The organism is Arthrobacter sp. NPDC089319, assembly GCF_040684925.1.
Lineage (GTDB): Bacteria > Actinomycetota > Actinomycetes > Actinomycetales > Micrococcaceae > Crystallibacter.
Genome location: NZ_JBFBGZ010000012.1, coordinates 40,287 through 65,334, shown reverse-complemented (window position 1 = coordinate 65,334; position 25,048 = coordinate 40,287). Strand labels below are relative to the sequence as shown.

The window sequence follows — 25,048 nt, the reverse complement described above, 5'->3', positions numbered from 1 at the left end:
CTTAAGTCTATTAGCCGCCACCGACGCTCGGGGACGGCCGCCAAATCTTCCGCCACCAGGCGGCAGATGGCGGCACCGGCATAATGGAAGTATGTCCAAAACCCCAGCGCAGCGCGCGAAGAAACACGGTGCCGCGGCAGCCCCGGCCCCAGCCGGCGGGGCGGCAAAGCCTGCCATCCCCGGCAGCACCCGCTCTCCCCAGCGCGCGGCCGGTAACGCCAACCTGATCGTTATCGCCGGAGCGGTGGCCTCGGCGTTCTTGTTCGGCTATTCGTTCCTGCTGGTGATGCCGCAGTTCGCCCAGCTGACCGGCGGACTGGGGATGCCGGACACCCTCATCGGCGGGTACTCCACCGAATACGCTCAGCAGCTCCGGACGGCGTTCGGCGAAGACGGTGCCGGGCAGTACAACTACTGGCACAAAACCGCGGACACCATCTTCCCGCTGCTGTTCGGCTTTACCTGGCTGATCCTGCTGGGACAGCAAATCCGGCGCGGCCTCTGGCGCTGGCTGGCGTGGGCCGTCGTCGTGCTCTATGTGGCGGCAGACCTGGGCGAAAACGTTGCCGTCGACGCCATGCTCGCGACCGACCCGGTGGGCGACGCCTCGCTGGCGAGCTTCCTCACGGTGGCCAAGTCCATCCTGTTCGGGCTGAGCCTGGTGGTGGCGGCAATCGCGGTCTTCACCCGCAATCCCAAGCCGGCCGAAGGTTCCGTTCCGGCCGAAGGCTGACCAGTCCCGGCCCGGGCGAAGCGTGAGCCGCCGATGCTTCCGCCGCCCGGCCGCCGCTGCCGGTCAGGCACGCCAGTTAAGCTAAGCTTTTGGCGTTGCCCCCGTAGCTCAGGGGATAGAGCACCGCTCTCCTAAAGCGGGTGTCGGCAGTTCGAATCTGCCCGGGGGCACTGATCCCAACCTGCGGCGTACGCTGCTTCAGCTGCCACGGCGCTGCCGCGCCCGTCCTCATGTTTACTGCCGTAGTGCGCAGGCTTCCCGAACACCAATCGCACGCAGTTTAATCGGAAGCAAGCCGCAACGGAAACACACTACAAACGGAAACAGGCCACCGCCTGTGCTACCCCCCACGGAAGCACAGACGGTGGCCTGTTCTAGTGCATTTCCACCGAAGTGGGCAGGAATCCCTGTCAGCTTGGGGCCACTGGTTCCGTTTCTTCCCGTTCTCCGGAGCCAGCAGCTGTTTCCTGCCACCTGTTGGCGGCGACCGCGCCGTTCCCCTGAAGCACCTGAGCCGCTCCGGAACCGTTCATATCCCAGAGTGTGAGTACTCCAGGCACTGCCGCCAGTTCTTATCTAAATCGATTGGATTTAATAAAGCAAGTTCGGCGGCACAGATGAGCCCAAAGTCAAGGAATATGACGAAAAACACAAGATGTTCAGCTGCCTGTGGTACAGGCCGTGATTCAGCTGCCCAGCAGCAGCCCGCTGGCCTTCGGTGACAACGCATCGTCCAGGATGAGGCAGGCGCCGCCAATAGCGCCCACTTCGAATCCCAGCGAGGACGAAACCACCTCGACCCCATGGATGGCCCGGGAGACGAAGCGGGTGTTGATCTCCTCGTGCAGGGCCGGCAGCACCAGGCCCTCCAGCCCGCTCCATAACGGGCCGCCGAAGATCACCCGGTCCACGTCAAGGATATTCACCACCTGAGCCACCGTGCCGCCGACCAGCCGGGCAGCCCGGGTGATGATCTCCGCGGCGGCCGGATCGCCCTTAACGGCCATCCGGCACAGGGTGATGATGCTCTCGGTGGCTTGGTGCCGGTCGCCCAACTCTGCGTCGGGCGGAAACACGCCGGCGGCCACGGCCTGCTGGAACAGTGTGCCGAAATTCAACGCCATACCCACGCAATTGCGCTTCCCGCACTCGCACAGCGGCACCTCCGCGTCCACCGGTAAATGGCCGATCTCGCCGATGTTGCTGGAGGCTCCACGCAGCACCGCGCCGTCGAGCACCACGCCGGCGCCCAGGCCCGTGCCCAGATACACGAACACAAAGTTCTCGGGCTCCTGCCGTCCGCTCGCCCACAGCTCCGCCACCGCCGCCGCCGTGGTGTCCTTGTCCATCAGCACCGGCAGCCCCGTCCGGCGGCTGAGCGGTTCGCGCAGCGGCACCGAGGTCCATTCGCGCATCATCGGCGGGTCCACCACTGCACCCTCGGCCGCATCGATCGGTCCCGGCGCGGCCAGCCCGATGCCCAGGATCCGGTGCCGCTCGATGCCCGAGGCGGCGATCAGTTCTTCGACCGCGCCGGCCATGGCCGCCGTCATGCCATCGGGCTGGCCGGCACCGGGATTGTCGTGCCGGGCCCGGGCCACCACCTCGCCGTCGAGATTGAGCATGACCAAGGTCATGACCACCGGGTCAAGATGAATACCGATAGCCAACCGGCTGGAAACCTCCAGCTGCAGCACCGTACGCGGTTTACCCGGACCGCTGACCGTTTTGCGGTCTTCCCGGACCAGGCCTTCGTCCACCAGCCGGCGCACCACGTTGGAGATGGTTTGCGGGGACAGTCCGGTGCGTTCCACCAGCTCCACCCGGGCGATGCCTTCATGGGCGCGACGGATCGCATCCAGGATCACAGCCTGGTTGTAGCCGCCCAAGCGGCCCAGGTTGGTTCCTCGCTGCATTGCACCGCTTTCCGCTCATCTGTCGCCGGGGACCCCACAGCAACTCTAGTCATTGACCGGCCCGATCACACGCTTGGCGCGGCCGGTCTGTCGGCGCGCTGCGCTTCAACCTCTCCGGATCAGCCGGCCACCGTGACGTCGCTGCGGAATTGGGTGCGGTACAGCTCGGCGTAGCGGCCTTCCAACGCCAGCAGCTGGGTGTGCGTGCCCTGTTCAACGATGCGCCCGCCCTCCACTACCAGGATGCGATCGGCGGAGCGCACGGTGGAGAGCCGGTGCGCAATAACGACGGCGGTGCGCCCCGCGAGTGCCTCGGTAAGCGCCGCCTGCACGGCGGCTTCGTTGGTCGAGTCCAAGGCCGCCGTCGCCTCATCCAGGATGACCACCCGGGGATGGCCCAGCAGCAGCCGGGCAATGGTCATCCGCTGGCGTTCGCCGCCGGAGAGCCGGTAGCCGCGCTCCCCCACCATGGTGTCCAGTCCGTCCGGCAGCGACTTGATCAGTTCTTCCAGCCGGGCACGGCGCAGCACGTCCCAGATCTCGGTGTCGCTGGCCTCCGGCCGGGCCAGCAGCAGGTTGGAGCGGATGGTCTCGTGGAACAAGTGCCCGTCCTGGGTCACCATCCCGATGGTCCCGCGCAGCGCCTCGAAGCTCAGGTCCCGGACATCGATGCCGGAGAGCTCGATGGAACCGGAGTCCACGTCGTACAGCCGGGCCAGCAGTTGGGCCATGGTCGACTTTCCGGCGCCCGAGGAGCCCACCAGCGCCAGCGTCTGGCCGGGTTCCACCCGGAAGCTGATGCCGTGCAGCACTTCCTCGCCGCCTCGGGCGTCGAGGGTGGCCACCTCTTCCAGCGAGGCCAGCGACACCTTCTCCGCGGAGGGGTAGGCGAACCGCACGTCCTTGAACTCAACGGAGACGGGACCCGGCGGGACGGTGCCGGCGTCGTCCTTCTCGGTAATCAGGGGCTTCAGGTCAAGGACTTCGAAGACCCGCTCAAAGCTGACCAGCGCGCTGGAAATCTCCACCCGGGCGTTCGCCAGGGCCGTCAGCGGGGCATACAGGCGGGTGAGCAGCAAGGCCAGTGTCACCACGTCGCCCGGCTCCAATTGGCCGATGATCGCGTAGAAACCGCCCAGCCCGTAAACCAGGGCCAGCGCCAGCGCCGAGACCAGGGTCAGTGCGGTGACGAAGACCCACTGCATCACCGCCGTCTTGATGCCGATGTCACGAACGCGCTGTGCCCGCAGCTTGAACTCGCGGGATTCATCGGCGGGGCGGCCGAACAGTTTGACCAACGTGGCTCCGGGCGCGGAGAACCGCTCGGTCATCTGGGTGCTCATGGCCGAATTGTGGTTGGCGGTCTCGCGCCGCAGGTCCGCCAGACGGCTGCCCATCCGGCGGGCGGGCAGCAGGAAGACCGGGAGCATCAGCAGGGCCAGCAACGTGACCTGCCAGGACGTGTTCAGCATGACGATCAACGTCAGGATCAGCGCCACCACGTTGCTGACCACGCCGGAGAGCGTGCCGGCGAAGGCCCGCTGGGCGCCGATCACATCGTTGTTCAACCGGCTGACCAGCGCGCCGGTGCGGGTCCGCATAAAGAAGGCGATCGGCATCTTCTGCACATGGTCGAACACGGCGGTGCGCAGATCCAGGATGATGTCTTCGCCCAGGCCGGAGGAGATCCACCGGGTCACCATGCTGAGTCCGGCGTCGGCGATGGCCACCAGGGCGATCACCACGGACAGCCAGATCACCAACTCGATGCCGGTCTTGGCCACGATCGCGTCCACCACCTGGCCGGCGAGGACCGGGGTGGCAACGGCCAGCGCGGCAGTCACCACGGAGAGCAGCACGAAGACCGTGATCTTGGCCTTGTACGGCGCGGCAAACGCGAAGGTGCGGCGGACGGTGTCGCGGGAGAACGACTTCTGGTCCTTCGAATGCGAAAGCCGATAGAGCGAACTCCAGGCTGCACCTTCCATGGACATGATGGCTCCTTAGGGCTGATGGTCCTACTGCAACCCTAGAACCTTCCGGAGCCCCTCGCTGTTCCCGCCGGCGCCGCCGCGGCCAGAATCTGTCCTCAAGCCCAGTCACTGGAGGTCGGATCCCGTGCTTGGTCGCTTGCCGGCCGGGTGCCCGGTACCCAAGCTGCCGGGGACGCCGGAGACCCGAAGCCTATCCTCGCCCTCGCCGCCGGACACCCGAGCCTGTCCCAGTCGAGCTCAGGGTTTGGCGGCCAGAGCACCCCGTATACCCCAGATCTGGACGCCAAAGGGAGACCCCGCCGTGAGGTCAGGGGCAGCATCCGATGAGTTGGACGCCAACCCCTGACCTGGACGCGTCCCAGGTGGGCCGGGCCGCAGCGGCCGCAACGTCAGCTGAGCTGCTTCTCCTCGTGCGGGATGAAGCGCACCGTCATGGCCTTGAAGCCGGGGGTGTTGGACTCGCGGGCCACCAGGTCCCGGTGGACCAGCGCGTTGGCTTCCGGGAAGTAGGCGGCGGCACAGCCGCGCGCCGTCGGGTAGGCCACCAGCCGGAATTCATCCGCCCGGCGTTCGGTTCCCTTGAACGTGCTGATCACGTCCACCAGGTCGCGGTCGGCGAAGCCCAGCTCGGCCAGATCGTCCGGGTGCACCATCACCACCCGGCGTCCGTTGGAGATGCCGCGGTAGCGGTCGTCCAGTCCGTAGAACGTGGTGTTGTACTGGTCGTGGCTGCGCAGGGTCTGCAGGATCAGGTGGCCCTCGGGCGCTTCCAGGTACTCCAGCGGGCTGACCGTAAACCGGCCCTTGCCGATGTCCGTGGCGAAGGACCGGGTGTCGCGCGGCGGGTTCGGCAGCACGAAGCCGCTCTTGTTCCGGATCCGGGTGTTGAAGTCTTCGAAGCCGGGCAGCACGCGGGAGATGTGATCGCGGACCACATCGTAGTCCTCGGCCATCGCCCGCCAGTCCACCGGATGGTCGTCGCCGAAGGTGGCCTGGGCCATCCGGGCGATGATCACCGGCTCGGCCAGCAGGTGCTCGCTGACCGGCTCCAGCCGGCCCTGCGTGGAGCGGATGACGGACATGGAGTCTTCCACCGAGAGGAACTGCGCGCCGTTGGGGTGCTTGTCGTCCCGGTCGGTGCGGCCCAAGGTGGGCAGGATCAGCGAGGTCTTGCCGTGCACCACGTGCGACCGGTTGGGCTTGGTGGACACGTGCACGGTCAGGCCGGCATTCTTCATGCCGGCTTCCAGCGCCTCGGTCTCCGAGTTCGCCAGCGCAAAGTTGCCGCCCATCGACACGAAAACGTCCACCTTGCCGTCGGCAAAGGCGTCGATCGCCTCGGTGGAGTCAACGCCGTGCTCGCGCGGGGACGTGATGCCGAATTCCTTGTCCAGCGCGGCCAGCAGCCATTCCTTCGGCTTTTCCCAGATGCCCATGGTGCGGTCGCCCTGGACGTTGGAGTGGCCGCGGACCGGGCAGGCACCTGCACCGGGCTTGCCGAAGTTGCCCTGCAGCAGCAGCAGGTTGATGATCTCGCGCAGGGTATCCACCGAATGCGGCTGCTGGGTCAGTCCGAGCGCCCAGCAGATGATGGTGGCCTTGGACTTGGCCAGCAGGCCGGCCACCTTCGCGATGTCCAGCCGGGAAAGCCCGGTGGCCTTCTCGGTCTCGGTCCAGTCGATGTGGCGGCGGGCGGCGACGTAGTCCTCGAAGCCGTCGGTGTTCGCCTCGATGAACTCCTTGTCCACCACGGTGCCGGGAGCGCGGTCTTCCTCTTCCAGCAGCAGGTGTCCGAGCGCCTGGAACAGGGCCAGGTCCCCGCCCACCTTGATCTGCAGGAATTCGTCGGCCAGCTTGGTGCCGCCGCGGACCAGCCCGTCGACGGACTGCGGGTCCTTAAACGCCATCAGACCGGTTTCCGGCAGCGGGTTGACGGCCACGATGGTGCCGCCGTTGTCCTTGCATTCCTTCAGCGCGGAGAGCATGCGCGGGTGGTTGGTGCCCGGGTTCTGGCCCACCACGAAGATCAGTTCGGAGTGGTGGATGTCCTCCAGCGACACGGTGCCCTTGCCGATGCCGATGGTGGGGTTCAGGGCGCTGCCGGAGGACTCGTGGCACATGTTGGAGCAGTCCGGCAGGTTGTTGGTGCCCAGCGACCGTGCGAACAGCTGGTACATGAACGCCGTCTCGTTCGCGGTACGGCCCGAGGTGTAGAAGACGCAGCGGTCCGGCGTCGTCGCCCGGATGCGCTCCCCGATCAGGCTGAACGCGTCCGACCAGGAGATCGGCGAGTAGTGCGTCTCGCCCTCGCGGATGATCACCGGCTCGGTGATCCGGCCCTGCTGGCCCAGCCAGTACTCGGTCTTGGTGGCCAGCTCTTCGATGGAATGCCGCGCCCAGAACTCCGGCGTCACGGTGCGTTTGGTGTTCTCCTCGGCCACGGCCTTGGCGCCGTTTTCGCAGAACTCGGCCGGCTTGCGCGGTCCGGTGATGGATTCCGGCCAGGCACAGCCCGGGCAGTCGAAGCCGCCGCGCTGGTTGATCCGCAGCAGCGAACGGGCGGTGCGCGCGACGCCGGCCTGCTCGATGCCGCGCTCCAGCGCAATCTTCACAGCCGGAATACCGGCGGCAGCCTTCTTCGGTCCCTTGACCTTCAGGGTGCTTTCGTCAATGTCATTCACAGGTGCCGGGCGAGTCATGCCCCTAATGTATCCCGGCTCACACGGAATTCTCGACAGCCCTAGCCGGTCTCACACCAAATGGCCGACGGCGGTGCCAATCCGTGCCGGGTGTGTGTACACATTGATGCTGCGGCCGCGACTGAAACCGGCCAGTGTCAGGCCAACTTTGTCCGCCAGTTCGACGGCGAGCGAGGACGGCGCGCTGACGGCCGACAGGGCGGGGATGCCCGCCAGATGGGCCTTCTGCACCAGCTCGAAGGACGCCCGCCCGGAGACCTGCAGCACCGTGTCCCGCAGCGGCAGCCTGCCTTCGCGCAGGGCCCAGCCCACCACCTTGTCCACCGCGTTGTGCCGTCCCACGTCCTCGCGCAGGCAGAGCAATTCGCCCTCGAAGCTGAACAGGCCGGCCGCGTGCACGCCGCCCGTGCGCTCGAAGACCTGCTGCTGCTCGCGCAGCCGGTCCGGCAGCTGCAGCAGGATGTCCAGCGCCACGCCGCCCGCGCCGTCGGTGCCGTCCGTGCCCTGGGCGGCCCCGCCGTCGTGATCATGCAGCGCGAAGCGGGAGCGCTTGGTCACCGCGTCAATCGACGCGGTGCCGCAGATGCCGCACGCGCTGCTGGTCACCACCTGGCGGTCCAGCCGCGGATCCGGCAGTGCCACACCGGGGGCCAGCTGTGCCTCCACCACGTTGAAGGTCTGTCGGCCGTTCTCGTCTTCGCCGGCGCAGAAGCGCAGGGAGAGCAGCTGTTCGGGCGACCAGACGATGCCCTCGGAGACCAGGAAGCCGGCCACCAGGTCGAAGTCATCGCCCGGCGTGCGCATAGTGATGGAGAACGCGCGGCCGGCCAGCCGGATCTCCAGCGGCTCTTCCACCGCCATCACGTCCTCGCGGCGGCGCGGCGGCGCGTCGAGACTGAGTTTGAGCACCTTGCGGCGCTGCGTCAAGCGGCCCATGCACTTCTCCTCTACTGCCTGTTACAAGCGTAATCCACGCCACGCGCCGCGACCGCCGGAGACGGGAGGACCCGGACCGCCGACGCCGGATCACCAGGGCAGGTCGAGCGCCGGCAACTGCTGGCCGGGATCGGCACCGGCGGCCGGCACCACCATCACACCGTCTGCGGCCGCCAGTCCCCGCATCATGGCCGAACCGATGTGGTCCGCGGGAACGGCGCCGCCGTCGGGAGCCGTTCCGTACGGCACCAGCCGGTCTTGGTCGTGGATCGGCCGCAGGGCCGTTCCGGCGCGGACGGTGTGCAGCGGTGCCGGCGCGCGGCCAGTCATCCCCGCCAGCAGCGGGTCCGCCAGGGTCAGCAGCGCCATCATCGCCGCCAGCGGGTTCCCCGGCAGGCCCACCAGCGGGCGCCCGTCGGCCAGCCGGGCCAACAGTGCGGGGTGCCCCGGGCGCATCCGGATGGACGGGACCAGGATGGTGGCGCCGGCGGCGTCCAGCACCCGGCGCAGATGGTCTGCGTCGGACGTGCCGGTCCCGCCGGTGGTGACCACCACGTCGCCGCCGCAGCCGGCGATGGCCTCCGCCGTGGTTGCGAAGTCGTCGGGCAGCCGCCGGCTCCCGCCGACTTCGCCGCCGAACCGGGCGATGATGGCCGGCAGGGTGGGGCCGAAAGTATCGCGGACCCGGCCCGGTACGGGGATCCCGGAGGTAACCACCTCGTCGCCGGTGAGCAGCAGCGCCACCCGCGGGACCGCTGCAACGGGAAGCGCATCATGGCCACAGACCGCGGCGACGGCCAGATGCGCCGGGGTCAGCACTGTCCCGGCGGCCACCACGACGGCGCCGGCTGCGGTCTCCTCGCCGGCCGGACGGATGTGGCGCCCGGCTGCCAATTCCCGTTCCTCGGTCCCCGGGCACAGCTCAAGCCGCTGGGCTGCCGCGGTCCCGCATTCGCTGCGCAGCACGCCGTCCGTACCGTCGGGGATCAGGCCACCGGTGACCACCGGGGCGGCCTGGCCCGGCCGCAGCGGGGTGCCGGCCGGCACCAACTGCCACGGCCCGGTACCGGCGATGGCCCAGCCGTCCATGGCGGACGAGGCGTAGTGCGGCACCGGCAGCAGCGCCGGCAGATCGGCGGCCAACGTGCGGCCTGCGCAGGCTGCCAGTTCCACCTGAGCGGCCGGCCGGAGCGCTGCCGCCTGGCCGGCGGCGTAGGCGGCAGCCCGGGCGTCTTCCCAGCGAAGACCGGAGCTCACTCCTGTACTGCGCCGTGGCGGCGCGCAACTTCGTCGGCCACGCGGGAGGCAGCGCGCATGGCCACCTCCGGTGTGGCCTGCCCGGTGGCGGCCGCGAAGCCGGCGGCGTAGCCCACCACGAAGGTGGTCAGCGGCGCGGCGGGACGAACCACGCTGTGCGCGGCCACGCCGGCCAGCCCCAGCACGGCGTCGATATCCACCGGCATGTCCTCGAGTTCCAGCGCCTTCAGCAGTTCGCTGACATACGGGGAGAGCTGTTCGGCCGCTCCGGACACAATGGCCTCCGATCCGCCCGGCACGCGGGCAACTACGACGTTTGTTTCAGGCTACGGCGCGGGCGGGGCAATGCCAAAGCGGTCCGCGTCCTGCCAGGTGTCGACGTCCGAGGTGTGCAGCCCGGCCCGCTCCAACTGGAGTTCTACCGCCGGCAGGCCGGCGAGCAGCCGCCGGACAGGCTGGCCGGCCAGCCCGGGCGCTCCCCCGGCCTGCTGCACCGCCGCCGCCAGGGCCGCGCTGTCCGCACAGCACGCCAGCTGTTGCCGTTTGCCGTCCGCGTCCACCGGGATCCAGAGCTTGGCCTCCGGTGCGCGGGCGGCGCCGCGCAGCAGCAGTTCGGGGAGCCCGGCCAGCAGCGGCATGTCGCAGGCAAAGAGCAGGGTGTACGGCGCCCGGCGCGGGGCACCGCCGTCGTCATCGGCCGCCAGGGCGTGGATCCCGGCCGCGATGCCCGCGGCCGGACCGGAGAACGGCGGGTTTTCCCGGGTCAGCAGAAGGCGGGGCGCTCCGCCGACCGCCGACCGGCGGAAAGCGTCCACTTCCGCCAGCAGCTCATCCGGCCCGACGACGGCGATTCGCCGGGAGCCGCGGACTGCCTCCAGCGTGCGGCGCAGCAGCGTGGACCCGTCGAGTTGCAGCAAGGCCTTGGGACTCCCGCCCAACCGCGAGGAGCGGCCGCCGGCCAGCACGACGGCGTCGACATCGGCAGCCGTCACGCGGCGGTATGGGTGTCGAGGAACTGACTCCAGGCCGGGGCGGGCCGGTCCAGGTCGCGGATGCGCCAGCGGGCGCCGCTGGGCGGACGGGGCGTGAACCGCAGGCTCCAGCCCATGTGGGCGAGGGTGCGGTCGCCCTTGGCGTTGTTGCAGCGCAGGCAGCAAGCCACCAGATTCTCCCAACTGTCCTCGCCTCCGCGCGACCTCGGCCTGACGTGGTCCACTGTGGTGGCCGTCTTGCCGCAATACGCGCAGAGGTGGTTGTCGCGGCGCAGCACCCCGCGGCGGGTCACGGCGGTGTCCTGGTTGTACGGGATCTTAATGTACCGGTTAAGCAGGATCACCGAGGGACGGCCCAGGATATCGTTCGGCCCGACGACGGGATCGCCGTCCTCGGCGATCACGCTGGCCTTGCCGGTGAGCACAAGCAGCAGCGCCCGGCGGAAGGTAACGACCGCCAGCGGTTCGTATCCGGCATTCAGAACGAGTGTGCGCATGCACATTCCTCTAGGAGTGGCCTACCCGACCGGCGCCTCAGTTCCGGTCATGGGACTGGATTTTCTGCACTAACAGTCAAAGAGTATGACGGCCGGTACGTTCTGCGCTAACTTTTTTCGCGGCCGGTGGGCCGCATGGGAGCAGAGCGCCGGATGTTCACCGGCTGTTACCCGGCCGCCGGTAGAGTCGGCCGGAAGTCTACCGTTCGGTGCGAAAACGCCGCCGGCCCCGGTGCACGCTGGGCGTGGACCGGGGCCGGCGGACGGTCCAGTGGACCGGAAAGGACGAAGCCTAGTTGACGCGGATGGCTACGTAGCCCGATCCGACGTCGGCGCTGGCCAGCGCGGTGGTGTAACCGGTCCAGCCGCCGTGGACGGCCTGGCCGTTGCCCACGTAGATGGCGATGTGCGCAACGCCGGCGCCACCGTCGGAGTAGTAAAGCAGGTCACCCGGCTGCGGGGTGGAAACCTGTGTGCCGTAGCTGAGGAACTGCGCCGGGGCGAGGTCGCCCACCGACTTGCCGGCGGCGCGCAGGGCCTTCTCCACCATGGCGGTGCAGTCCTGCGAAATGCCGATCTGGCCGTAGGCGGAAGAGACCAGGGTGGAGGCCACGCCGCTGGCGGAGGCCGGGGCGGCTTCCTTGGCGGGGGCTGCCGCGGGCTTGGCAGCGGCGGCCGGGGCGGCCTTCTGGACGGCGCCCTGTGCTGCGTCGGCAGCCTCCTCGGCAACCGGTGCCACTTCCTGGGCCACGGTTTCGACGACGGGCTCCGGCTTGGGCGCCGGAGTGGACTTGATGTCGGGGCGCGAGAAGGTCAACTGCACGGCGTTGGAAGCCTGCACAGTGTCCACCTGCACGCGGCTGGGGACGGACACGGTGGATGCGGTGCGTTCGATGGTGGCTGACTGCGCGGGGATGCCTGCGGTCAGTGCCAATCCGGAGGCAGCAGCGATAACGGCTGCAGAGCGCCCCATGGATCCGGCATTGGATGAGACGGCTTTGGAAATCGTCTCCAGCGGGTTATTGCGGACGGAAACGGCGCGGTGGCGCCCCGTAGCGGTGTTATTGAACACGTTAAAGGCCTCTCCCAATGCCTGCGAGGTGAGCTGTCGGATTCGGATGGGAGTGCACCCGGCCGTAGTCCTCCTCGGCAAAAGCCTGAGAGTCCTGACGACTTAACCCCAAGGGTTCCTGTACGGAACCCGAATTTGGTTCCCCCGCCTCTGCCCGCGAAGTTTTGCGAACGAACTCCGGCTGGTGGCAGAGCTCGGCAATCCACCCGGAGGTGCCAGCCGTCTGACAGCTGGCACGCGTTAGAGCGTATACGATCCGAGGAGCATTGTCACGTTCTGATCACGGAACGGTGATCTTTAGGTTACGGAGGTTGCCCGGCGCGCACCGAAACGGGCCCACCAACGCCGAATTCCGCCGTCGTGCTGGGCCCTTAATGACCGACGGCGCGCCCCGAAAGGCGCGCCGCGATACAACCCCTAGAGAATAGGGAAAGCGTCAGGAAGGCTCTAGCCGGCCGGACGGATGAACACCGGGCCGGAGCCGATGTAGGCGCTGCCCAGCACGGTGCTGTAGCCGGCCCAACCACCGTGGACCGCCTGTCCGTTGCCAACGTAGATGGCCACGTGGGCCACGCCGGCGCCGCCGTTGGCGTAGTAGATGATGTCGCCCGGCTGCGGCGTGGAAACCTGTGTGCCGTAAGCAAAGAACTGTGCCGGGGCGAGGTCGCCGACCGCGTAGCCGGCTGCGCGCAGTGCGTTCTCGACCAGCGCAGTGCAGTCTTGGGCCACACCGATCTGGCCGTAGGCTGCGGCGACGATGGCCGCGGCGGCTCCGCTGGCGGAGGCTTCGCCCGACTTCTTGGTGGACTTACCCTTGTCCGACGCGGCGTCGTCGCCGGCGGTCGGGTTGATCTCGTTAGATACAGCCTGGACCACTGTCTCCGGTGCCGGCGTGGAAGTGACCCCGGCGCGTTCGAAGGTCAGCTTCACGGCCGCGGAAGCCTGCACGGCTTCCACCTGCACGCGGGCCGGAGCATCGACGCTACGTTCGGCACTGACGGCCTGTGCCGGAATGGCAGCGGTCAGGACCAGGCCGGTAGCGGCGGCGATCACGGCACCTTGGCGTCCAACAGTTCCGGCGTTTGCGGAAACAGCCTTGGAAATAGTCTCAAGCGGGCTGGTGCGGACAGGGGTCGCACGGTGGCGGCCGGCAGTAATGCTCTTGGACACGGTTGTACCTCTCCCAAATGCCTGCGAGGTGAGCTGTCGGGTTCGGATGGGAGTTCATCCGGCCGGTCGGTTTCCGGGCTGGTGGCCCGGTCCTGATCGGCTTTACCCCAAGGACATCCTGCGATGTCCGGGAAGTGGTTCCCCCGCTTCTGCCATGCGATTCGGTGCGAACGAACTTTGGGCGACGGCAGAATTCGGCATTCCGCCCAAAGGTGCCTGGCAGTTGATGCCAGGCACAGGTGAAACCTTATAACAGTTTGGCGTCTGAGTCACATTCCGGTCACGGCGTGTCAGTCAGAGCCAGCCGGTGGGGTCCACCAGCTTGCCGTTGACCATGACTTCGAAGTGTAGGTGGCAGCCGGTTGACGCTCCGGTGGTGCCGCTTTCGCCCAATACCTCGCCGCGGGCCACGGCTGCGCCAACCGCCGTGTCGATGGTGCTCAGGTGGTTGTATGTGGTCTCCAGGCCGTTGCCGTGGTCCACCACAATCCGGTTACCGCCGCCGCCAACCTGGAACCCGGCCTCGACGACGGTGCCGCCGGCCGCGGCTGCGACGGGCGTGCCGCAGGGGGCTCCGTAATCCTGGCCGGTGTGCAGTTCTCCGGCGTAACCGGTGATGGGGCTGACCCGGTAACCGAACGGCGAGGTCTTGATCAGCTCGTCCATCGGCTGCGAGAGGGATCCCTCGCTGCCGATCGCCTTGGCCTTACCGCCGGAGGCGACCATGACCTGCTTCAGCTTGGTGTCCGGGTCGAACTTGCTGGTCAGCCCGGCCCGTTCGAATGTCAAGCGCGCTTCCGTGGCCGCAGAGATGCTGCTGGTTGCCACTGCTTCCTGCGGGGCGTCGGCCGTGGCGCCGGCCGTCGTTGGAAGCATTACGGTCAGCACCATGCCGGAGGCGGCGGCGACAATCGCTGTTTTATGGCCGACGTCGCGGGCGGCCGCTGCTACCGGCGACGGTGCCGGCTGGGCACGACGGCGGCCGGCTGTTGCTGCTGCGCGCGGGCGTGAGTACTCGACCGGGGCGGTTGAACGGCGCCGTCCCGAGGCTTTGTGTCCTGCCAAAATCTATACCTCTCCCAAAGCGCCTGCGAAGTTAGCTGTCGGATTCGAGTCAAGAGAAAACTCGGCCGCACCGCACAGAGCAACAGTGGAACGATTCACCGAGGCTTTGCCCGCTGCGGCTTCACCCCAAGGCAGCGAACAAAACTGCCGCTTGGTGGGTCCTCCGCCCCTGTCTCACGGATGCACTCCCCCGCCGACAGGGTTCGGCTTGCGGAGGGTGCGGGACCGATGTCTCGGTGCCCGGGACAACTATACGGAAAATTACCCCGAAGTAATAAATCCGTTATCTGCGCCGCGTGATTCCGCGGCGCAACGTTTCATTCCATCGAAACAAAGATGTGGGCGGCCACTTCCGGAGGCAGTTCCAGCGCGCCCTCGATGCCCGGGACGCGCACCGAAATGTACTCACCCGCGGTCTCCAACTGCAGTGTGGCACCGGGCTTCAGCCCGCCCTCTTCGAGCTGGATCAGCAGTTCCGGCTCCACTTGGATCGGCTCCGCCAGCCGGACGATGCTGACCTGTTTGTCCGGCGTATAGCTGCCCATGGCCTGCGCCAGGTTGAGCAGGCCGTAGTTGGTTTCCTCGGCCGGCTGGCCGCCGAGCGCTTCCAGCCCCGGAATCGGGTTGCCATACGGGGACACCGTCGGCTTGCCCAGCAGATCGTAGAGCCGCTGTTCCACCCGCTCGCTCATCACGTGTTCCCAGCGGCAGGCCTCGTCATGGACATAGGCCCAGTCCAGGCCGATGACGTCGGAGAGCAAGCGCTCGGCCAACCGGTGCTTGCGCATGACCTCGGTCGCCTTGCGCCGGCCCAGTTCGGTCAGTTCCAGATGCCTGTCGCCGGTGACCACCACTAGTCCGTCCCGCTCCATCCGGCCGATCGTCTGGGAGACGGTGGGGCCGGAATGACGCAACCGCTCGGCAATCCGGGCGCGCAGCGCGACGATATTCTCTTCTTCGAGCTCGAGGATGGTGCGCAGGTACATCTCGGTGGTGTCGATGAGATCAGTCAATTGGTTCTTGCTCCTCGGCGCGCGGTGAAAAGGGCTGCTCCAGCAGCAGGCATGAGGGTGGGGCCCCTCTCCAGCCTAGCTTGTTTTCCCTACACGACCGGCAGTTCCGCCGCCGGTAGACGCGCCGGGGTGCCGCGCAACATTGCCGGTTCCGACTAACGGCGCCTGCCGGCGTTGGGGCAGAATGATACGGGCGTTCAACGGTGAACTGCCATCGAGATCACTGCCACCACGCCAGGAAAGGTATTCATGAGCGATACCCAGTCCATCAGCATTCCCGCCGACCTGCTTCCGAAGGACGGGCGTTTTGGCGCCGGCCCATCCAAGGTCCGCCCGGAACAGGTCGACGCGCTGGTCGCTGCCGGCCGCAACCTGCTGGGAACGTCGCACCGCCAGGCTCCGGTCAAAAACCTGGTGGGCAGCGTCCGAGAGGGACTCCAGGAGTTCTTCAAGGCTCCCGCGGGCTACGAGATCATCATGGGCGTCGGCGGCTCGACGGCATTTTGGGATGTCGCCTCATTCGGCCTGGTCGAGCAGAAGGCACAGCACCTCTCCTTCGGCGAGTTCAGCTCCAAGTTCGCCGCGGCCACCAACAAGGCTCCGTTCCTGGCCGAATCCAGCATCATCACCGCGGAGCCCGGTTCCCGGCCGGAGCCGCGTGCAGAGGCCGGCGTGGACGTGTACGCCTGGGCGCAGAATGAAACGTCCACCGGTGTGGCCGCCCCGGTGCAGCGAGTGGAAGGTGCCGACGACGGCGCCCTGGTTCTCATTGACGCCACCTCCGCTGCCGGTGGGCTGGCCGTAGACGTCACCCAGAGCGACGTCTACTACTTCGCACCGCAGAAGAACTTCGCGTCCGACGGCGGCCTGTGGCTGGGTGTCTTCTCCCCCGCCGCGCTGGAACGCGCGGCCAAGATCGGTGCCACCGGCCGTTGGATTCCGGACTTCCTCAACTTGGAAACCGCGATCGACAATTCGTTGAAGAACCAGACCTACAACACGCCCGCACTGGCCACCCTGGTGACGCTCAATGCGCAGATTCAGTGGCTGAACGGCAACGGCGGCCTGGACTTCGCTTCCGGCCGTACCGCCGATTCGGCCGGGCGGGTGTACCAGTGGGCCGAGGCCTCCGCGCTGGCGACGCCGTATGTGGTCAACCCGGAACACCGCTCGAACGTCATCGCGACCGTCGACTTCGACGAGTCAGTTGATGCCGCAGCGGTGGCCAAGGTGCTGCGCGCCAACGGCGTGGTGGATGTGGAGCCCTACCGCAAGCTTGGCCGCAACCAGCTGCGCATTGCCACCTTCGTCGCCGTCGATCCGGAAGACGTCAGCGCCCTGCTCGCCTGCATCGACTACGTGGTGGAGCGCCTGCAGGACTAGGTCCCGCACCGTAGATCAATAAGGTCCGGCTTCCCGATCGCGGGGAGCCGGACCTTATTCTTTGGATCCGATTCTTTGGTCCGAATTCTTTCGGTCCGAACCTTCTTTTGGTCCGGACCGGCCCCGGCTCAGACCTGCCGGTCCGGCACACCATAGGTGATGCTTAGCTTCCGCCGGGCCGAACGGTCGAAGCGCAGCCGCATGTGGTGCGCGCGCCAGGCCCACAAAATCCCGACGGCGGCGGCGGCCACCCCGGACAGCGCTGCCACCCCGAGGCCCCAGCGCGGGCCGAAGCTGTTGGACACCAAGCCGACCAGCGGAGCGCCGATGGGGGTTCCGCCCATCAGGATGGCCATATACAAGGACATCACGCGTCCGCGCATCATCGGCTCGGTGGTGGTCTGCACATACGCGTTGGCGCTGGTCATGATGGTGATGGCCGCAGCCCCCACCGGCACCAGAGCCAGCCCGAAGAGCCAGACCGTCGGGGCCAGGCCCGCCGCCGTGCAGGCAACACCGAAGGCCACCGAGGCACCGAAAATATAGCGCAACCGAGGCCTGTCCCGGCGCGCGCTGAGCAGCGCCCCGGTGACCGAACCGACTGCCATCACTGAGGAGAGCACGCCGAAGTCACCGGCATGGCCGCCGAATTCGGTGCGCGCCATGGACGCCACGAAAACGGAGAAATTCAGCCCGAATGTACCGATGATGAAAATGGCGGCCAGTACTACCACCAGGTCCGGCCGGTCCTTTACATACCGGAAGCCCTCGATGATCTGGCCACGGCCCTTGGCCACCTTCTGCCGTGGGTGGAGTTCCTGCCTACGGATGGCCAGCAGCGCCGCGATCATTGCCGCGAAGGTGGCGGAGTTGATCAAGAACACCGGGCCGGGGCCGATGGCTACGGTCAGCACGCCCGCAATGGCCGGACCGATCATCCGGGCCAGGTTGAACGAGGTGCTGTTCAGCGCCACCGCGTTGGGCAGGTAGTCGTCGCGGACCAGGTCCGAGACGAACGTCTGCCGCGCCGGCGCATCCACCGCCGTCACCATGCCCAGCGCCAGCGCGAAGGCGTACACATGCCACAGCTGTGCCACGTCGGCCATCACCATCAGGCCCAGCGCCAGGCCCAGCACGGCCATCGAGATCTGGGTGGCCATCAGCAGCTTTTGCCGGTCGAACCGGTCGGCGACCAGCCCGGCCCAGGGTGCCATCAGCAGCTGCGGTCCCATCTGCAGCGCCATCACTATGCCCATGGCGGCGGCGTCCTGCTCGGTGAGGATGTCGTAAACCAGCCAGTCCTGGGCGGTTCGCTGCATCCATGTGCCGACGTTGGAGATCAGCGCGCCGATAAACCAGATCCGGTAATTGAACAGCCGCAGCGAACGAAACATGCTTTACCGCCCCTTCCGGCTGCAGAACCTGCCTCGTCGATCGGATGTTAGGACGTGGCTTGGGTGAAATCCTCGGTCGCGTTGGTTTCGGCTGCGTCTGTCTGGCCTTCGCCAGCCGAAGCATCGGCGGCCGCGCTGGCCGGGGCCGCCTCGTCCGCTGCATTTTCGTCCACGGCTGCACCGACTTCAGCGGTCTCGTCCTGGCTCTCAGCCGCAGGAACTTCTCCCGCGTCCGGTGTAGGAGCCTCCTCGGCGTCGTCCTGCGCCTCGGTTGCCGCAGCCGCCTCAGCCGCCTCAGCCGCTTCTGCTTCGGCCGCAGCCGCCACTTCTTCAGGGCGCACCCGGTCCGCCCACGGCACCCATTCGGGAGCCAGCAGCGAACCCTCGGACGGGAGGAGGCCCACTTCGCAAACCGTAGCCTCCTTGCCGCGCGGGACTCGAGCCAACGTGGAGTACCACTGCCAGCCCGCGTAGCCCGCCAGCTTCGCCTCGAACCGGTGGGTGACCAAGCGGTCGCCGTCGGCGTAGCTGCCGGCGTGTTCACCGATTTGTTCGGCCGGGGCGATCTCCAGCACGCCCTCCCGGGCGCGGTCCACCGCGGCGGCCAGGACTAGGTCAAGCTTGGCGGTGCGGCGCGCAGCCCGCCGCCGGGGCGCGGCCGCAGCCTCGGGCCCACCGGCGACGGGCTGCTCCACGGGCGCAGTTTCAGCGCCGGAGTCGATCAGGTTTTCAGTCATCAAGTCCGCTTAGGCATCCAGGTCGTCGGCCACACGGCGGAGCACCGCAGCAACCTTGGAGGCGTGGGAGCGTTCCGGGTAGCGGCCCTTGCGCAGCCCGTTGGAGATGCCATCCAGCAGCTTGATCAGGTCTTCGGTGATGACGGCCATGTCCTCGGCCGGCTTACGCGTTGCGCGCACCACCGAGGGAGCCGCGTCGAGGATGCGGGCAGACAGCGCGGATGGGCCGCGGCGCCCGTCGGCGATGCCGTACTCCATCCGGGTACCCGCCTTCACGTCCTTGACGCCGGCCGGCAGCGCCGAAGCATGCAAGAACACTTCCTGGCCGTCTTCGCTGGCTAGGAAACCGAAGCCTTTTTCCGTGTCGAACCACTTGACTTTGCCGATGGGCACTTTGCTTACCTCGTTCTGCTTAAATGTCGCGGCGGTACCGCCCGCTGCTGCGTTCTTACCATGTGCCCCGCCAGCAGTACACCGGCCACAGGCGCGGCCGCGGCGTGGCGGGGAAAGTCTGTCTCTAGATTAGCTTGTTCCGCCGCCGGCGGAGTCCGGCGCGCGGCCGTTTCCGCTCCCGGCATGCGGGCGGGATTGGGCCGCGGCACGGCCGGGAGTTAATCTGGTGCCATGTCCGGAACAGTCCCCGCCCAGAATGCGCCCCGCCCCGCCGAGTCGGGTGCACTGCACCGCGTGCTGGTCCTTTCAGCCGTCGTCCTCCTGCTGGCAGGGCTGGGCAGCCTCGGCGTGATTCTGGCCGCCGCCATGACCGGCACCCCGGTGTGGACCGGTTTCATGGGCCTGGCATGGTTCTGCTTCCCTATCGCCTTCGTGCTGATGGTGCTGCTGATGGCCGGCAGCATCCGGCGTCGCCGCAGCAGCTAGCGGCACCACCGCTGCCGGCGAAGGGCGTGTCGGCCGGGCGGCGTCGGCCGCAGCGGTGCGGGGTAACGTTAATCCGGTGTCATCCATCCGCGCCCTGGCCGGCCAGTTGGCCGCCCGCAGCGACGCCGAATTGTGCCGGCTGTTCAGCGCCCGGCCGGACCTCTGCCTGCCGCCCGTACCGGACTTTTCCGCGCTAGCCGCCCGGGCCTGCACCCGGATCAGCCTCCAGCGGGTGCTGGAGAACCTCTCCCGGCCCGAGCTGGAAGTGCTTGAGGCAGTGGTGCTGAGCACCGATGTTGATGCCGGCCGCGCCGCCGACGCCCGCTCCCTGCGTGCCCTGCTGCTGCAGCCGGCGGGCACAGCCGGCCGGCAGGACCTGGACTCTTACCTGGACCGCCTGCGGGGCCTCGCCCTGCTGGTGCGCGTGGAACTTCCCTCATCTGACGCAGGCGCCTCTACAGCCGACGACGGCGGGGACCTCCTGCTGCCCCCGGCCTACCTTCCAGTGGCCAGCCTGGCCGAAGCGCTCGGGCCGTACCCGGCCGGCCTGGGGCGCAGTTATGCCGCCTTGGCCGCCGCCAGCACGGTGGCCGCGGAGCATCTGGTTCACACGGTGCGGCTGCTGCGCGAGTCCGGCTACGAGCTGCCGGCTGAGCTCCCTCTTCTTGAGGGGGACGAAGACGCCGGCACGGCGGCCGCCGCCCTCGACTGCTGGCTGGCCGACCCGCTGACCTGGCCGGCGCTGATGGCGCGGGCACCGGAGCACACCGACGAACTGCTCGGAAAGTTCCGCCGTTCCCCGCTCGGCGCGCTGCCGCACCTGCTGGCCGGCACCGGCCCCCGCGAAGCCACGTCACCGATCGACTGGCTGGCGGCGCACGGACTGCTGGTGCCCATCGACGCGTCGCACGTGGAGCTCCCCTGGCCGGTCGGCCTGGCGGTCCGCGGCGGCGCAGTGGCCGACCCGTGGCACACCCTGCCGCCCGCAACAGCTGCCGCGCAGGTCCGGAATTCACTGCGCGACAATGCGGCCTACTCCGCCGTGGCCGAGACGCTGCGGCTGGTGTCCGAGCTGCTGGACCAGGTCCACCGCGGCCCGGTTGCCACGCTGCGCGCAGGCGGTGTGGGCGTCCGCGAGGTCCGGCGGCTGGCGGATGCCCTGCGGATCGACGCGGACGAAACCAGTTGGCTGCTGGAGCTGGCAGCCGCCGCCGGACTGCTCGTGCTGGACGTCGATACTTCCCGCTGGGTGGTCCACGCCGACGCCATGTTCGCCTCCTTGGCGCGCCAAGACCAGTGGCTGCTGCTCGCATCGGCCTGGCTGCAGCTGGACCGCGCGCCCTCGCTGGTGGGCGGCAGGACGCCGTCGGACACCGCCATTAATGCCCTGGCCGCCGAAGCGTCCCGGCCCGATGCGCCGGCCGTCCGGCGCCGAGTGCTGGAGGCGCTGGAAGAACTGTGCCTGCCGCCGGCTTCCGCAGGCCGGCCCGGCGGACCGGACGTTGAAACGGACCTCATACCGGATGCCAACGCCACCGGCAGCACCCCGGCTCCCTCCCCGGAAGCGGTCACCGGCTACTTGGTCTGGCGCCGGCCGCGGCAGCAGCGCCGGTTTGAACGGCTGGTGCCGGGCATCCTCGCCGAGGCGGCACGCTTGGGCCTGGTGGGGTCCGGCGCGCTGACCGGACTGGGACGCGCACTGGCGCAGGACAGGCTTGCCGACGCCGCCGAGCTGCTGGCCGATCAGCTGCCGGAGCCCCTGGTCGAATTCGTGCTGCAGGCGGACCTGACCGCGGTGGCTCCCGGCTATCTGGCGCCGGACATCGCCGCCGAGCTGTCCCTCCTGTCCACCGCCGAAGGCCAGGGTCCGGCCGCCATCTACCGGTTCTCGGCGGACAGCATCAGGCGTGCGCTGGACGCCGGGCGCGACGCGGCCGGGATCCTCGGCTTCCTGACCCGCCACTCGGCCACCGACGTGCCGCAGCCGCTGCAGTACCTAGTGGAGGACACCGCATCCCGGCACGGTGCGCTGCGGCTCGGTGCGGCCGCCAGCTTCCTGCGCAGCGATGACGAGAACACGCTGACCGACCTGCTCGCCGACCCGCGCACCGGCCGCCTGGGCCTGCGCCGGCTGGCCCCCACGGTGGCGGTTTCGCGCACTGCGGCCCGCGATCTGCTCGCCGCGCTGCGCCAGTATGGCTATGCGCCGGCGCCGGAGGCCGACGACGGCGTGGCGCTGGGCGGTGTGGCCGGCATCGGCGGCGGGCGCGGCAGCGGCGGCGGTTTCGCTGCGGACGGCACCCCGGCGGACGGTGCCGCGACGGCGAAAGCCGGCCCGGCGCCGTCGTCGTTCCCGGTGAAAACCCATCCATGGGAACTCAGCGCCGAGGCGACCGACGCGCAACTCGCCGCGCTGCGGAGCACCGGGATCCCGGCCCGTCCGGCCGTTGAGGCGGGGCCGCTGCTGACGCTGGAGACGCTGCGGACCGCCATCCGGTTGAAGCAGCGGGTGCGGATCGGGATTGTGGATCCGGACGGCAACCACCGGCGGCAGGTCATGCTGCCGCTGTCCGTCAGCGGCGGCAGGCTTCGGGTGTTCGATCCGGACCGCGACAGCGAGCGCACCGTCTCCATCCACCGGGTGATGGACATTGAACTACTGGAGGGCAGCTGAATGGCCGACGGACCCTTGATCGTCCAGAGCGACAAGACCATCCTGCTGGAGGTGGACCATGAGCAGGCGAACGAGGCCCGGCATGCCATCGCAGCGTTCGCGGAGCTGGAGCGGGCGCCGGAGCATATGCATTCCTACCGGATCACGCCGCTGGGACTCTGGAACGCCCGCGCCGCCGGGCTGGATGCCGAACAGGTGCTGGACACGCTGCTGAACTACTCGCGCTTTCCGGTGCCGCACGCGCTGTTGGTGGACATTGAGGAAACCATGTCCCGGTACGGGCGGCTGCGGCTGGAGAAGGACCCGCAGCATGGCCTGGTGCTGCGCACCACCGACTACCCGGTGCTCGAAGAAGTCATGCACGCCAAGAAGATCCAGCCGCTGCTGGGACCGCGGATCGACGGTGAGACCACGGTGGTGCACTCCTCGCAGCGCGGGCAGCTCAAGCAGTTGCTGCTCAAGCTCGGCTGGCCTGCGGAGGACCTGGCCGGCTACGTCGACGGCAGGCCGCATCCGATCGCGCTGGCCGAATCTGCGAAACCGGGCGGCTGGCAGTTGCGGCCGTACCAGCGGCTGGCCGTGGAGAACTTCTGGGCCGGCGGTTCCGGCGTGGTGGTGCTGCCCTGCGGTGCCGGCAAGACGCTGGTGGGCGCGGCTGCCATGGCCACCAGTTCCACCACCACGCTGATCCTGGTCACCAACACCGTCTCCGCGCGGCAGTGGAAAGACGAGCTGGTCCGGCGGACCTCGCTGACCGCCGAGGAGGTAGGTGAATACTCCGGCTCGGTCAAGGAAATCCGGCCGGTCACCATCGCCACCTACCAGGTGCTGACCATGCGCCGCGGAGGACTGTACCCACACCTTGAGCTGCTGGATGCCAACGACTGGGGCCTGATCATTTACGACGAGGTGCACCTTCTGCCGGCCCCGATGTTCCGGATGACGGCGGACCTGCAGGCGCGGCGGCGGCTGGGGCTGACCGCCACCTTGGTGCGCGAGGACGGCCGCGAGGGCGAAGTGTTCTCGCTGATCGGGCCCAAACGCTACGACGCCCCGTGGAAGGACATCGAAGCGCAGGGTTACATCGCTCCGGCCGACTGCGTGGAAGTCCGGGTGGATCTGCCGCGGGACGAGCGGGTGGCGTACGCCATGGCCGACGACGGCGACAAGTACCGGCTGTGCGCGACCTCGCCGACCAAGACACCGGTGGTGGATGCGCTGGTGAAGGCGCACGAGGGCGAACAGCTGCTGGTGATCGGGCAGTACATCGACCAACTGGACGAGATCGCCGAGCACCTGGATGCGCCGGTGATCAAGGGCGGCACCTCGGTCAAGGAACGGCAGCGGCTGTTCGACGCGTTCCGCCGCGGGGAGCTGCAGACGCTGGTTGTCTCCAAGGTGGCCAATTTCTCCATCGACCTGCCCGAAGCCACCGTGGCCATCCAGGTTTCCGGATCGTTCGGTTCCCGGCAGGAGGAAGCCCAGCGGCTGGGCCGGTTGTTGCGGCCCAAGGCGGACGGCCGGTCCGCGCGGTTCTACACCGTGGTGGCGCGGGACACGCTGGACCAGGACTTCGCCGCCAAGCGGCAGCGTTTCCTGGCCGAACAGGGCTACGCCTACACCATCAAGGACGCCAAGGACGTGGTGCAGGGGTAACCACCTCCGCCCTGTCTTCCCCGCGGAGTGCCGGTGTCCCAGCTTGCCGCGGGCGGAAGGACGGCGTCAGTGCGGGCGTACACTCGTGGCATCCTGACCCGTTGGAGGCTGCCATGGACATCGAAGACGACGTCGCCGCCCACTATGACCACCCCGGCCTGGAGGCACTCATCCTGGACGGATTGGCTGCGCTTGGCCATGATCCGGACAACATCGACCCGGACGTGCTGGCGGCGGCGGACCAATTGCACATCGGCGGCACCGACGCCACGCAGTCGGTGGCGGAAGGGGCGGGCCTGCGGGCTGGCATGCGGGTGCTGGACGTCGGCAGCGGGATTGGCGGGCCCGCCCGCTATCTGGCCCACCATCTGGGAGTCACAGTCCACGGTGTGGATCTGACACCCGGGTCAGTGCGGACGGCCGAATCACTCACCCGGCGCTCCGGGTTGGAGGCGCTGGTTCAGTTCAGCGTGGCCAGCGCCCTGGAGCTGCCGTTCGAGGACGGCAGTTTCGATGCGGCGACCATGCTGCACGTAGGCATGAACCTTCCCGACAAGGCGGGCGCCTTCCGCGAGATATACCGTGTGCTGAAGCCGGGCGGCATCTTTGCTCTCTACGACATCATGTCCATGTCCGCGAACGCTCCGCAGTACCCGCTGCCCTGGGCATCGACGCCCGCTTCGTCCTTCCTGGAAGACCGGACCGGATATCTTGCGGCCCTGACGGCGGCCGGCTTCCGGCTGGAGGGCGAACGCAACCGGCACGGTTTCGCCGTCGAGTTCCTGCAGCGGACCCAGGACAAGATGTCCGATTCCGGCGCTCCACCGCTGGGCATGCACCTGCATATGGGCACCGACGCCAAGCTAAAGATCGGGAACCTGGCGGCGGGAGTCCGGCAGGGCGTGCTTGCCCCGGTGGAACTGTTCAGCCGCCGCAGCTGACCGCTGCGCCGTCCCCAGCACAGGTCATGATTGCCTGCAG

At 68.2% G+C, this 25,048-nt stretch carries 21 protein-coding genes, 1 tRNA gene and 3 riboswitches; of the genes, 7 read left to right on the top strand and 15 right to left on the bottom strand.

The genetic code is table 11. The features are described from left to right. Nucleotides 1-91: 91 nt before the first annotated feature. Both AB0N75_RS16165 and AB0N75_RS16160 read left to right on the top strand, forming a co-directional pair. Nucleotides 92-733, top strand: a complete 642-nt coding sequence (locus AB0N75_RS16165) for a hypothetical protein (protein ID WP_364651956.1) — start codon at nt 92-94, stop codon at nt 731-733. Between the two features lie 97 nt (nt 734-830). Beyond that, a tRNA-Arg gene (locus AB0N75_RS16160) sits at nt 831-903 on the top strand. A gap of 516 nt (nt 904-1,419) precedes the next feature. On the opposite strand, the gene AB0N75_RS16155 is transcribed toward AB0N75_RS16160, so the two are convergent. The 12 genes from AB0N75_RS16155 to AB0N75_RS16100 form a co-directional block, all read right to left on the bottom strand. Beyond that, a complete protein-coding gene (locus tag AB0N75_RS16155; RefSeq protein ID WP_364651954.1) occupies nt 1,420-2,649 on the bottom strand; it encodes an ROK family transcriptional regulator in 1,230 nt (409 codons plus the stop codon). A 119-nt stretch (nt 2,650-2,768) separates the two neighbouring features. Continuing rightward, nucleotides 2,769-4,643, bottom strand: coding sequence for an ABC transporter ATP-binding protein (locus AB0N75_RS16150; RefSeq protein WP_364651952.1), 1,875 nt, complete (start codon nt 4,641-4,643; stop codon nt 2,769-2,771). Between the two features lie 389 nt (nt 4,644-5,032). Beyond that, nucleotides 5,033-7,342, bottom strand: a complete 2,310-nt coding sequence (locus AB0N75_RS16145) for an FdhF/YdeP family oxidoreductase (protein ID WP_364651950.1) — start codon at nt 7,340-7,342, stop codon at nt 5,033-5,035. A gap of 51 nt (nt 7,343-7,393) precedes the next feature. Further along, the gene (gene fdhD / locus AB0N75_RS16140; RefSeq protein WP_364651948.1) at nt 7,394-8,278 is read right to left on the bottom strand and encodes a formate dehydrogenase accessory sulfurtransferase FdhD; all 885 of its coding nucleotides are present in this window, start codon (nt 8,276-8,278) and stop codon (nt 7,394-7,396) included. A 90-nt stretch (nt 8,279-8,368) separates the two neighbouring features. Then, nucleotides 8,369-9,535 carry a molybdopterin molybdotransferase MoeA gene (locus tag AB0N75_RS16135; RefSeq protein WP_364651946.1) on the bottom strand — a complete coding sequence of 389 codons (1,167 nt, stop codon included), beginning with the start codon at nt 9,533-9,535 and terminating at the stop codon, nt 8,369-8,371. Further along, nucleotides 9,532-9,834, bottom strand: coding sequence for a DUF6457 domain-containing protein (locus AB0N75_RS16130; protein ID WP_364651944.1), 303 nt, complete (start codon nt 9,832-9,834; stop codon nt 9,532-9,534). Before AB0N75_RS16130 ends, AB0N75_RS16135 begins: the two co-directional genes overlap by 4 nt. A gap of 27 nt (nt 9,835-9,861) precedes the next feature. Beyond that, on the bottom strand, nt 9,862-10,527 hold the full coding sequence (locus AB0N75_RS16125) for a nucleotidyltransferase family protein (RefSeq protein WP_364651942.1): 666 nt from the start codon (nt 10,525-10,527) through the stop codon (nt 9,862-9,864). Further along, entirely contained in the window at nt 10,524-11,024 is a 501-nt protein-coding gene (locus AB0N75_RS16120) for an HNH endonuclease (protein ID WP_364651940.1), read from the bottom strand. The genes AB0N75_RS16125 and AB0N75_RS16120 overlap by 4 nt, the downstream gene beginning before the upstream one ends. Nucleotides 11,025-11,316: 292 nt before the next feature. Next, nucleotides 11,317-12,096: an NlpC/P60 family protein gene (locus AB0N75_RS16115; RefSeq protein WP_364651938.1), complete on the bottom strand. Its 780-nt coding sequence runs from the start codon at nt 12,094-12,096 to the stop codon at nt 11,317-11,319. A 4-nt stretch (nt 12,097-12,100) separates the two neighbouring features. Continuing rightward, nucleotides 12,101-12,275: riboswitch (cyclic di-AMP (ydaO/yuaA leader) on the bottom strand. Between the two features lie 268 nt (nt 12,276-12,543). Next, on the bottom strand, nt 12,544-13,266 hold the full coding sequence (locus AB0N75_RS16110; RefSeq protein ID WP_364651936.1) for an NlpC/P60 family protein: 723 nt from the start codon (nt 13,264-13,266) through the stop codon (nt 12,544-12,546). Nucleotides 13,267-13,269: 3 nt separating this feature from the next. Next, nucleotides 13,270-13,443, bottom strand: a riboswitch (cyclic di-AMP (ydaO/yuaA leader). 117 nt (nt 13,444-13,560) lie between these two features. Then, nucleotides 13,561-14,331: a M23 family metallopeptidase gene (locus AB0N75_RS16105; RefSeq protein ID WP_364651934.1), complete on the bottom strand. Its 771-nt coding sequence runs from the start codon at nt 14,329-14,331 to the stop codon at nt 13,561-13,563. 4 nt (nt 14,332-14,335) lie between these two features. Then, nucleotides 14,336-14,550, bottom strand: a riboswitch (cyclic di-AMP (ydaO/yuaA leader). A 98-nt stretch (nt 14,551-14,648) separates the two neighbouring features. After that, nucleotides 14,649-15,344 carry a metal-dependent transcriptional regulator gene (locus AB0N75_RS16100; protein ID WP_364651932.1) on the bottom strand — a complete coding sequence of 232 codons (696 nt, stop codon included), beginning with the start codon at nt 15,342-15,344 and terminating at the stop codon, nt 14,649-14,651. A 249-nt stretch (nt 15,345-15,593) separates the two neighbouring features. Here AB0N75_RS16100 and serC point away from each other — a divergent pair, with 249 nt between their 5' ends. Beyond that, nucleotides 15,594-16,727 carry a phosphoserine transaminase gene (gene serC / locus AB0N75_RS16095; RefSeq protein WP_364651930.1) on the top strand — a complete coding sequence of 378 codons (1,134 nt, stop codon included), beginning with the start codon at nt 15,594-15,596 and terminating at the stop codon, nt 16,725-16,727. Nucleotides 16,728-16,855: 128 nt separating this feature from the next. Here the strand turns inward: serC and AB0N75_RS16090 are convergent, their stop codons facing one another. Genes AB0N75_RS16090 through AB0N75_RS16080 form a run of 3 tightly spaced genes read right to left on the bottom strand, consistent with a single transcriptional unit; the run spans nt 16,856 to nt 19,251 of the window. After that, nucleotides 16,856-18,121, bottom strand: coding sequence for an MFS transporter (locus tag AB0N75_RS16090; protein WP_364651928.1), 1,266 nt, complete (start codon nt 18,119-18,121; stop codon nt 16,856-16,858). 47 nt (nt 18,122-18,168) lie between these two features. Then, entirely contained in the window at nt 18,169-18,858 is a 690-nt protein-coding gene (locus tag AB0N75_RS16085) for a DUF3027 domain-containing protein (protein WP_364651926.1), read from the bottom strand. 9 nt (nt 18,859-18,867) lie between these two features. Next, nucleotides 18,868-19,251 carry a cold-shock protein gene (locus AB0N75_RS16080; protein ID WP_136786865.1) on the bottom strand — a complete coding sequence of 128 codons (384 nt, stop codon included), beginning with the start codon at nt 19,249-19,251 and terminating at the stop codon, nt 18,868-18,870. 231 nt (nt 19,252-19,482) lie between these two features. Between AB0N75_RS16080 and AB0N75_RS16075 the strand changes: the two genes are divergently transcribed. The 4 genes from AB0N75_RS16075 to AB0N75_RS16060 all read left to right on the top strand — a co-directional run bounded on the left by AB0N75_RS16075 (nt 19,483) and on the right by AB0N75_RS16060 (nt 25,008). Next, nucleotides 19,483-19,737 carry a hypothetical protein gene (locus AB0N75_RS16075; protein WP_364651923.1) on the top strand — a complete coding sequence of 85 codons (255 nt, stop codon included), beginning with the start codon at nt 19,483-19,485 and terminating at the stop codon, nt 19,735-19,737. A 76-nt stretch (nt 19,738-19,813) separates the two neighbouring features. Next, nucleotides 19,814-22,411 carry a helicase-associated domain-containing protein gene (locus AB0N75_RS16070; protein ID WP_364651921.1) on the top strand — a complete coding sequence of 866 codons (2,598 nt, stop codon included), beginning with the start codon at nt 19,814-19,816 and terminating at the stop codon, nt 22,409-22,411. Further along, the gene (locus AB0N75_RS16065) at nt 22,412-24,067 is read left to right on the top strand and encodes a DNA repair helicase XPB (RefSeq protein WP_364651919.1); all 1,656 of its coding nucleotides are present in this window, start codon (nt 22,412-22,414) and stop codon (nt 24,065-24,067) included. It begins immediately after the preceding gene. 113 nt (nt 24,068-24,180) lie between these two features. Then, nucleotides 24,181-25,008, top strand: a complete 828-nt coding sequence (locus AB0N75_RS16060; protein ID WP_364651917.1) for a class I SAM-dependent methyltransferase — start codon at nt 24,181-24,183, stop codon at nt 25,006-25,008. Nucleotides 25,009-25,048 lie beyond the last annotated feature (40 nt).

Coding starts and splice junctions, on each gene's coding strand:
- AB0N75_RS16165 (WP_364651956.1), top strand. CDS start 92: ATGTCCAAAACCCCAGCGCAGCGCGCGAAGAAACACGGTGCCGCGGCA.
- AB0N75_RS16155 (WP_364651954.1), bottom strand. CDS start 2,649: ATGCAGCGAGGAACCAACCTGGGCCGCTTGGGCGGCTACAACCAGGCT.
- AB0N75_RS16150 (WP_364651952.1), bottom strand. CDS start 4,643: ATGTCCATGGAAGGTGCAGCCTGGAGTTCGCTCTATCGGCTTTCGCAT.
- AB0N75_RS16075 (WP_364651923.1), top strand. CDS start 19,483: ATGTCCGGAACAGTCCCCGCCCAGAATGCGCCCCGCCCCGCCGAGTCG.
- AB0N75_RS16065 (WP_364651919.1), top strand. CDS start 22,412: ATGGCCGACGGACCCTTGATCGTCCAGAGCGACAAGACCATCCTGCTG.
- fdhD (WP_364651948.1), bottom strand. CDS start 8,278: ATGGGCCGCTTGACGCAGCGCCGCAAGGTGCTCAAACTCAGTCTCGAC.
- AB0N75_RS16090 (WP_364651928.1), bottom strand. CDS start 18,121: ATGTTTCGTTCGCTGCGGCTGTTCAATTACCGGATCTGGTTTATCGGC.
- AB0N75_RS16145 (WP_364651950.1), bottom strand. CDS start 7,342: ATGACTCGCCCGGCACCTGTGAATGACATTGACGAAAGCACCCTGAAG.
- AB0N75_RS16060 (WP_364651917.1), top strand. CDS start 24,181: ATGGACATCGAAGACGACGTCGCCGCCCACTATGACCACCCCGGCCTG.
- AB0N75_RS16120 (WP_364651940.1), bottom strand. CDS start 11,024: ATGCGCACACTCGTTCTGAATGCCGGATACGAACCGCTGGCGGTCGTT.
- AB0N75_RS16085 (WP_364651926.1), bottom strand. CDS start 18,858: ATGACTGAAAACCTGATCGACTCCGGCGCTGAAACTGCGCCCGTGGAG.
- serC (WP_364651930.1), top strand. CDS start 15,594: ATGAGCGATACCCAGTCCATCAGCATTCCCGCCGACCTGCTTCCGAAG.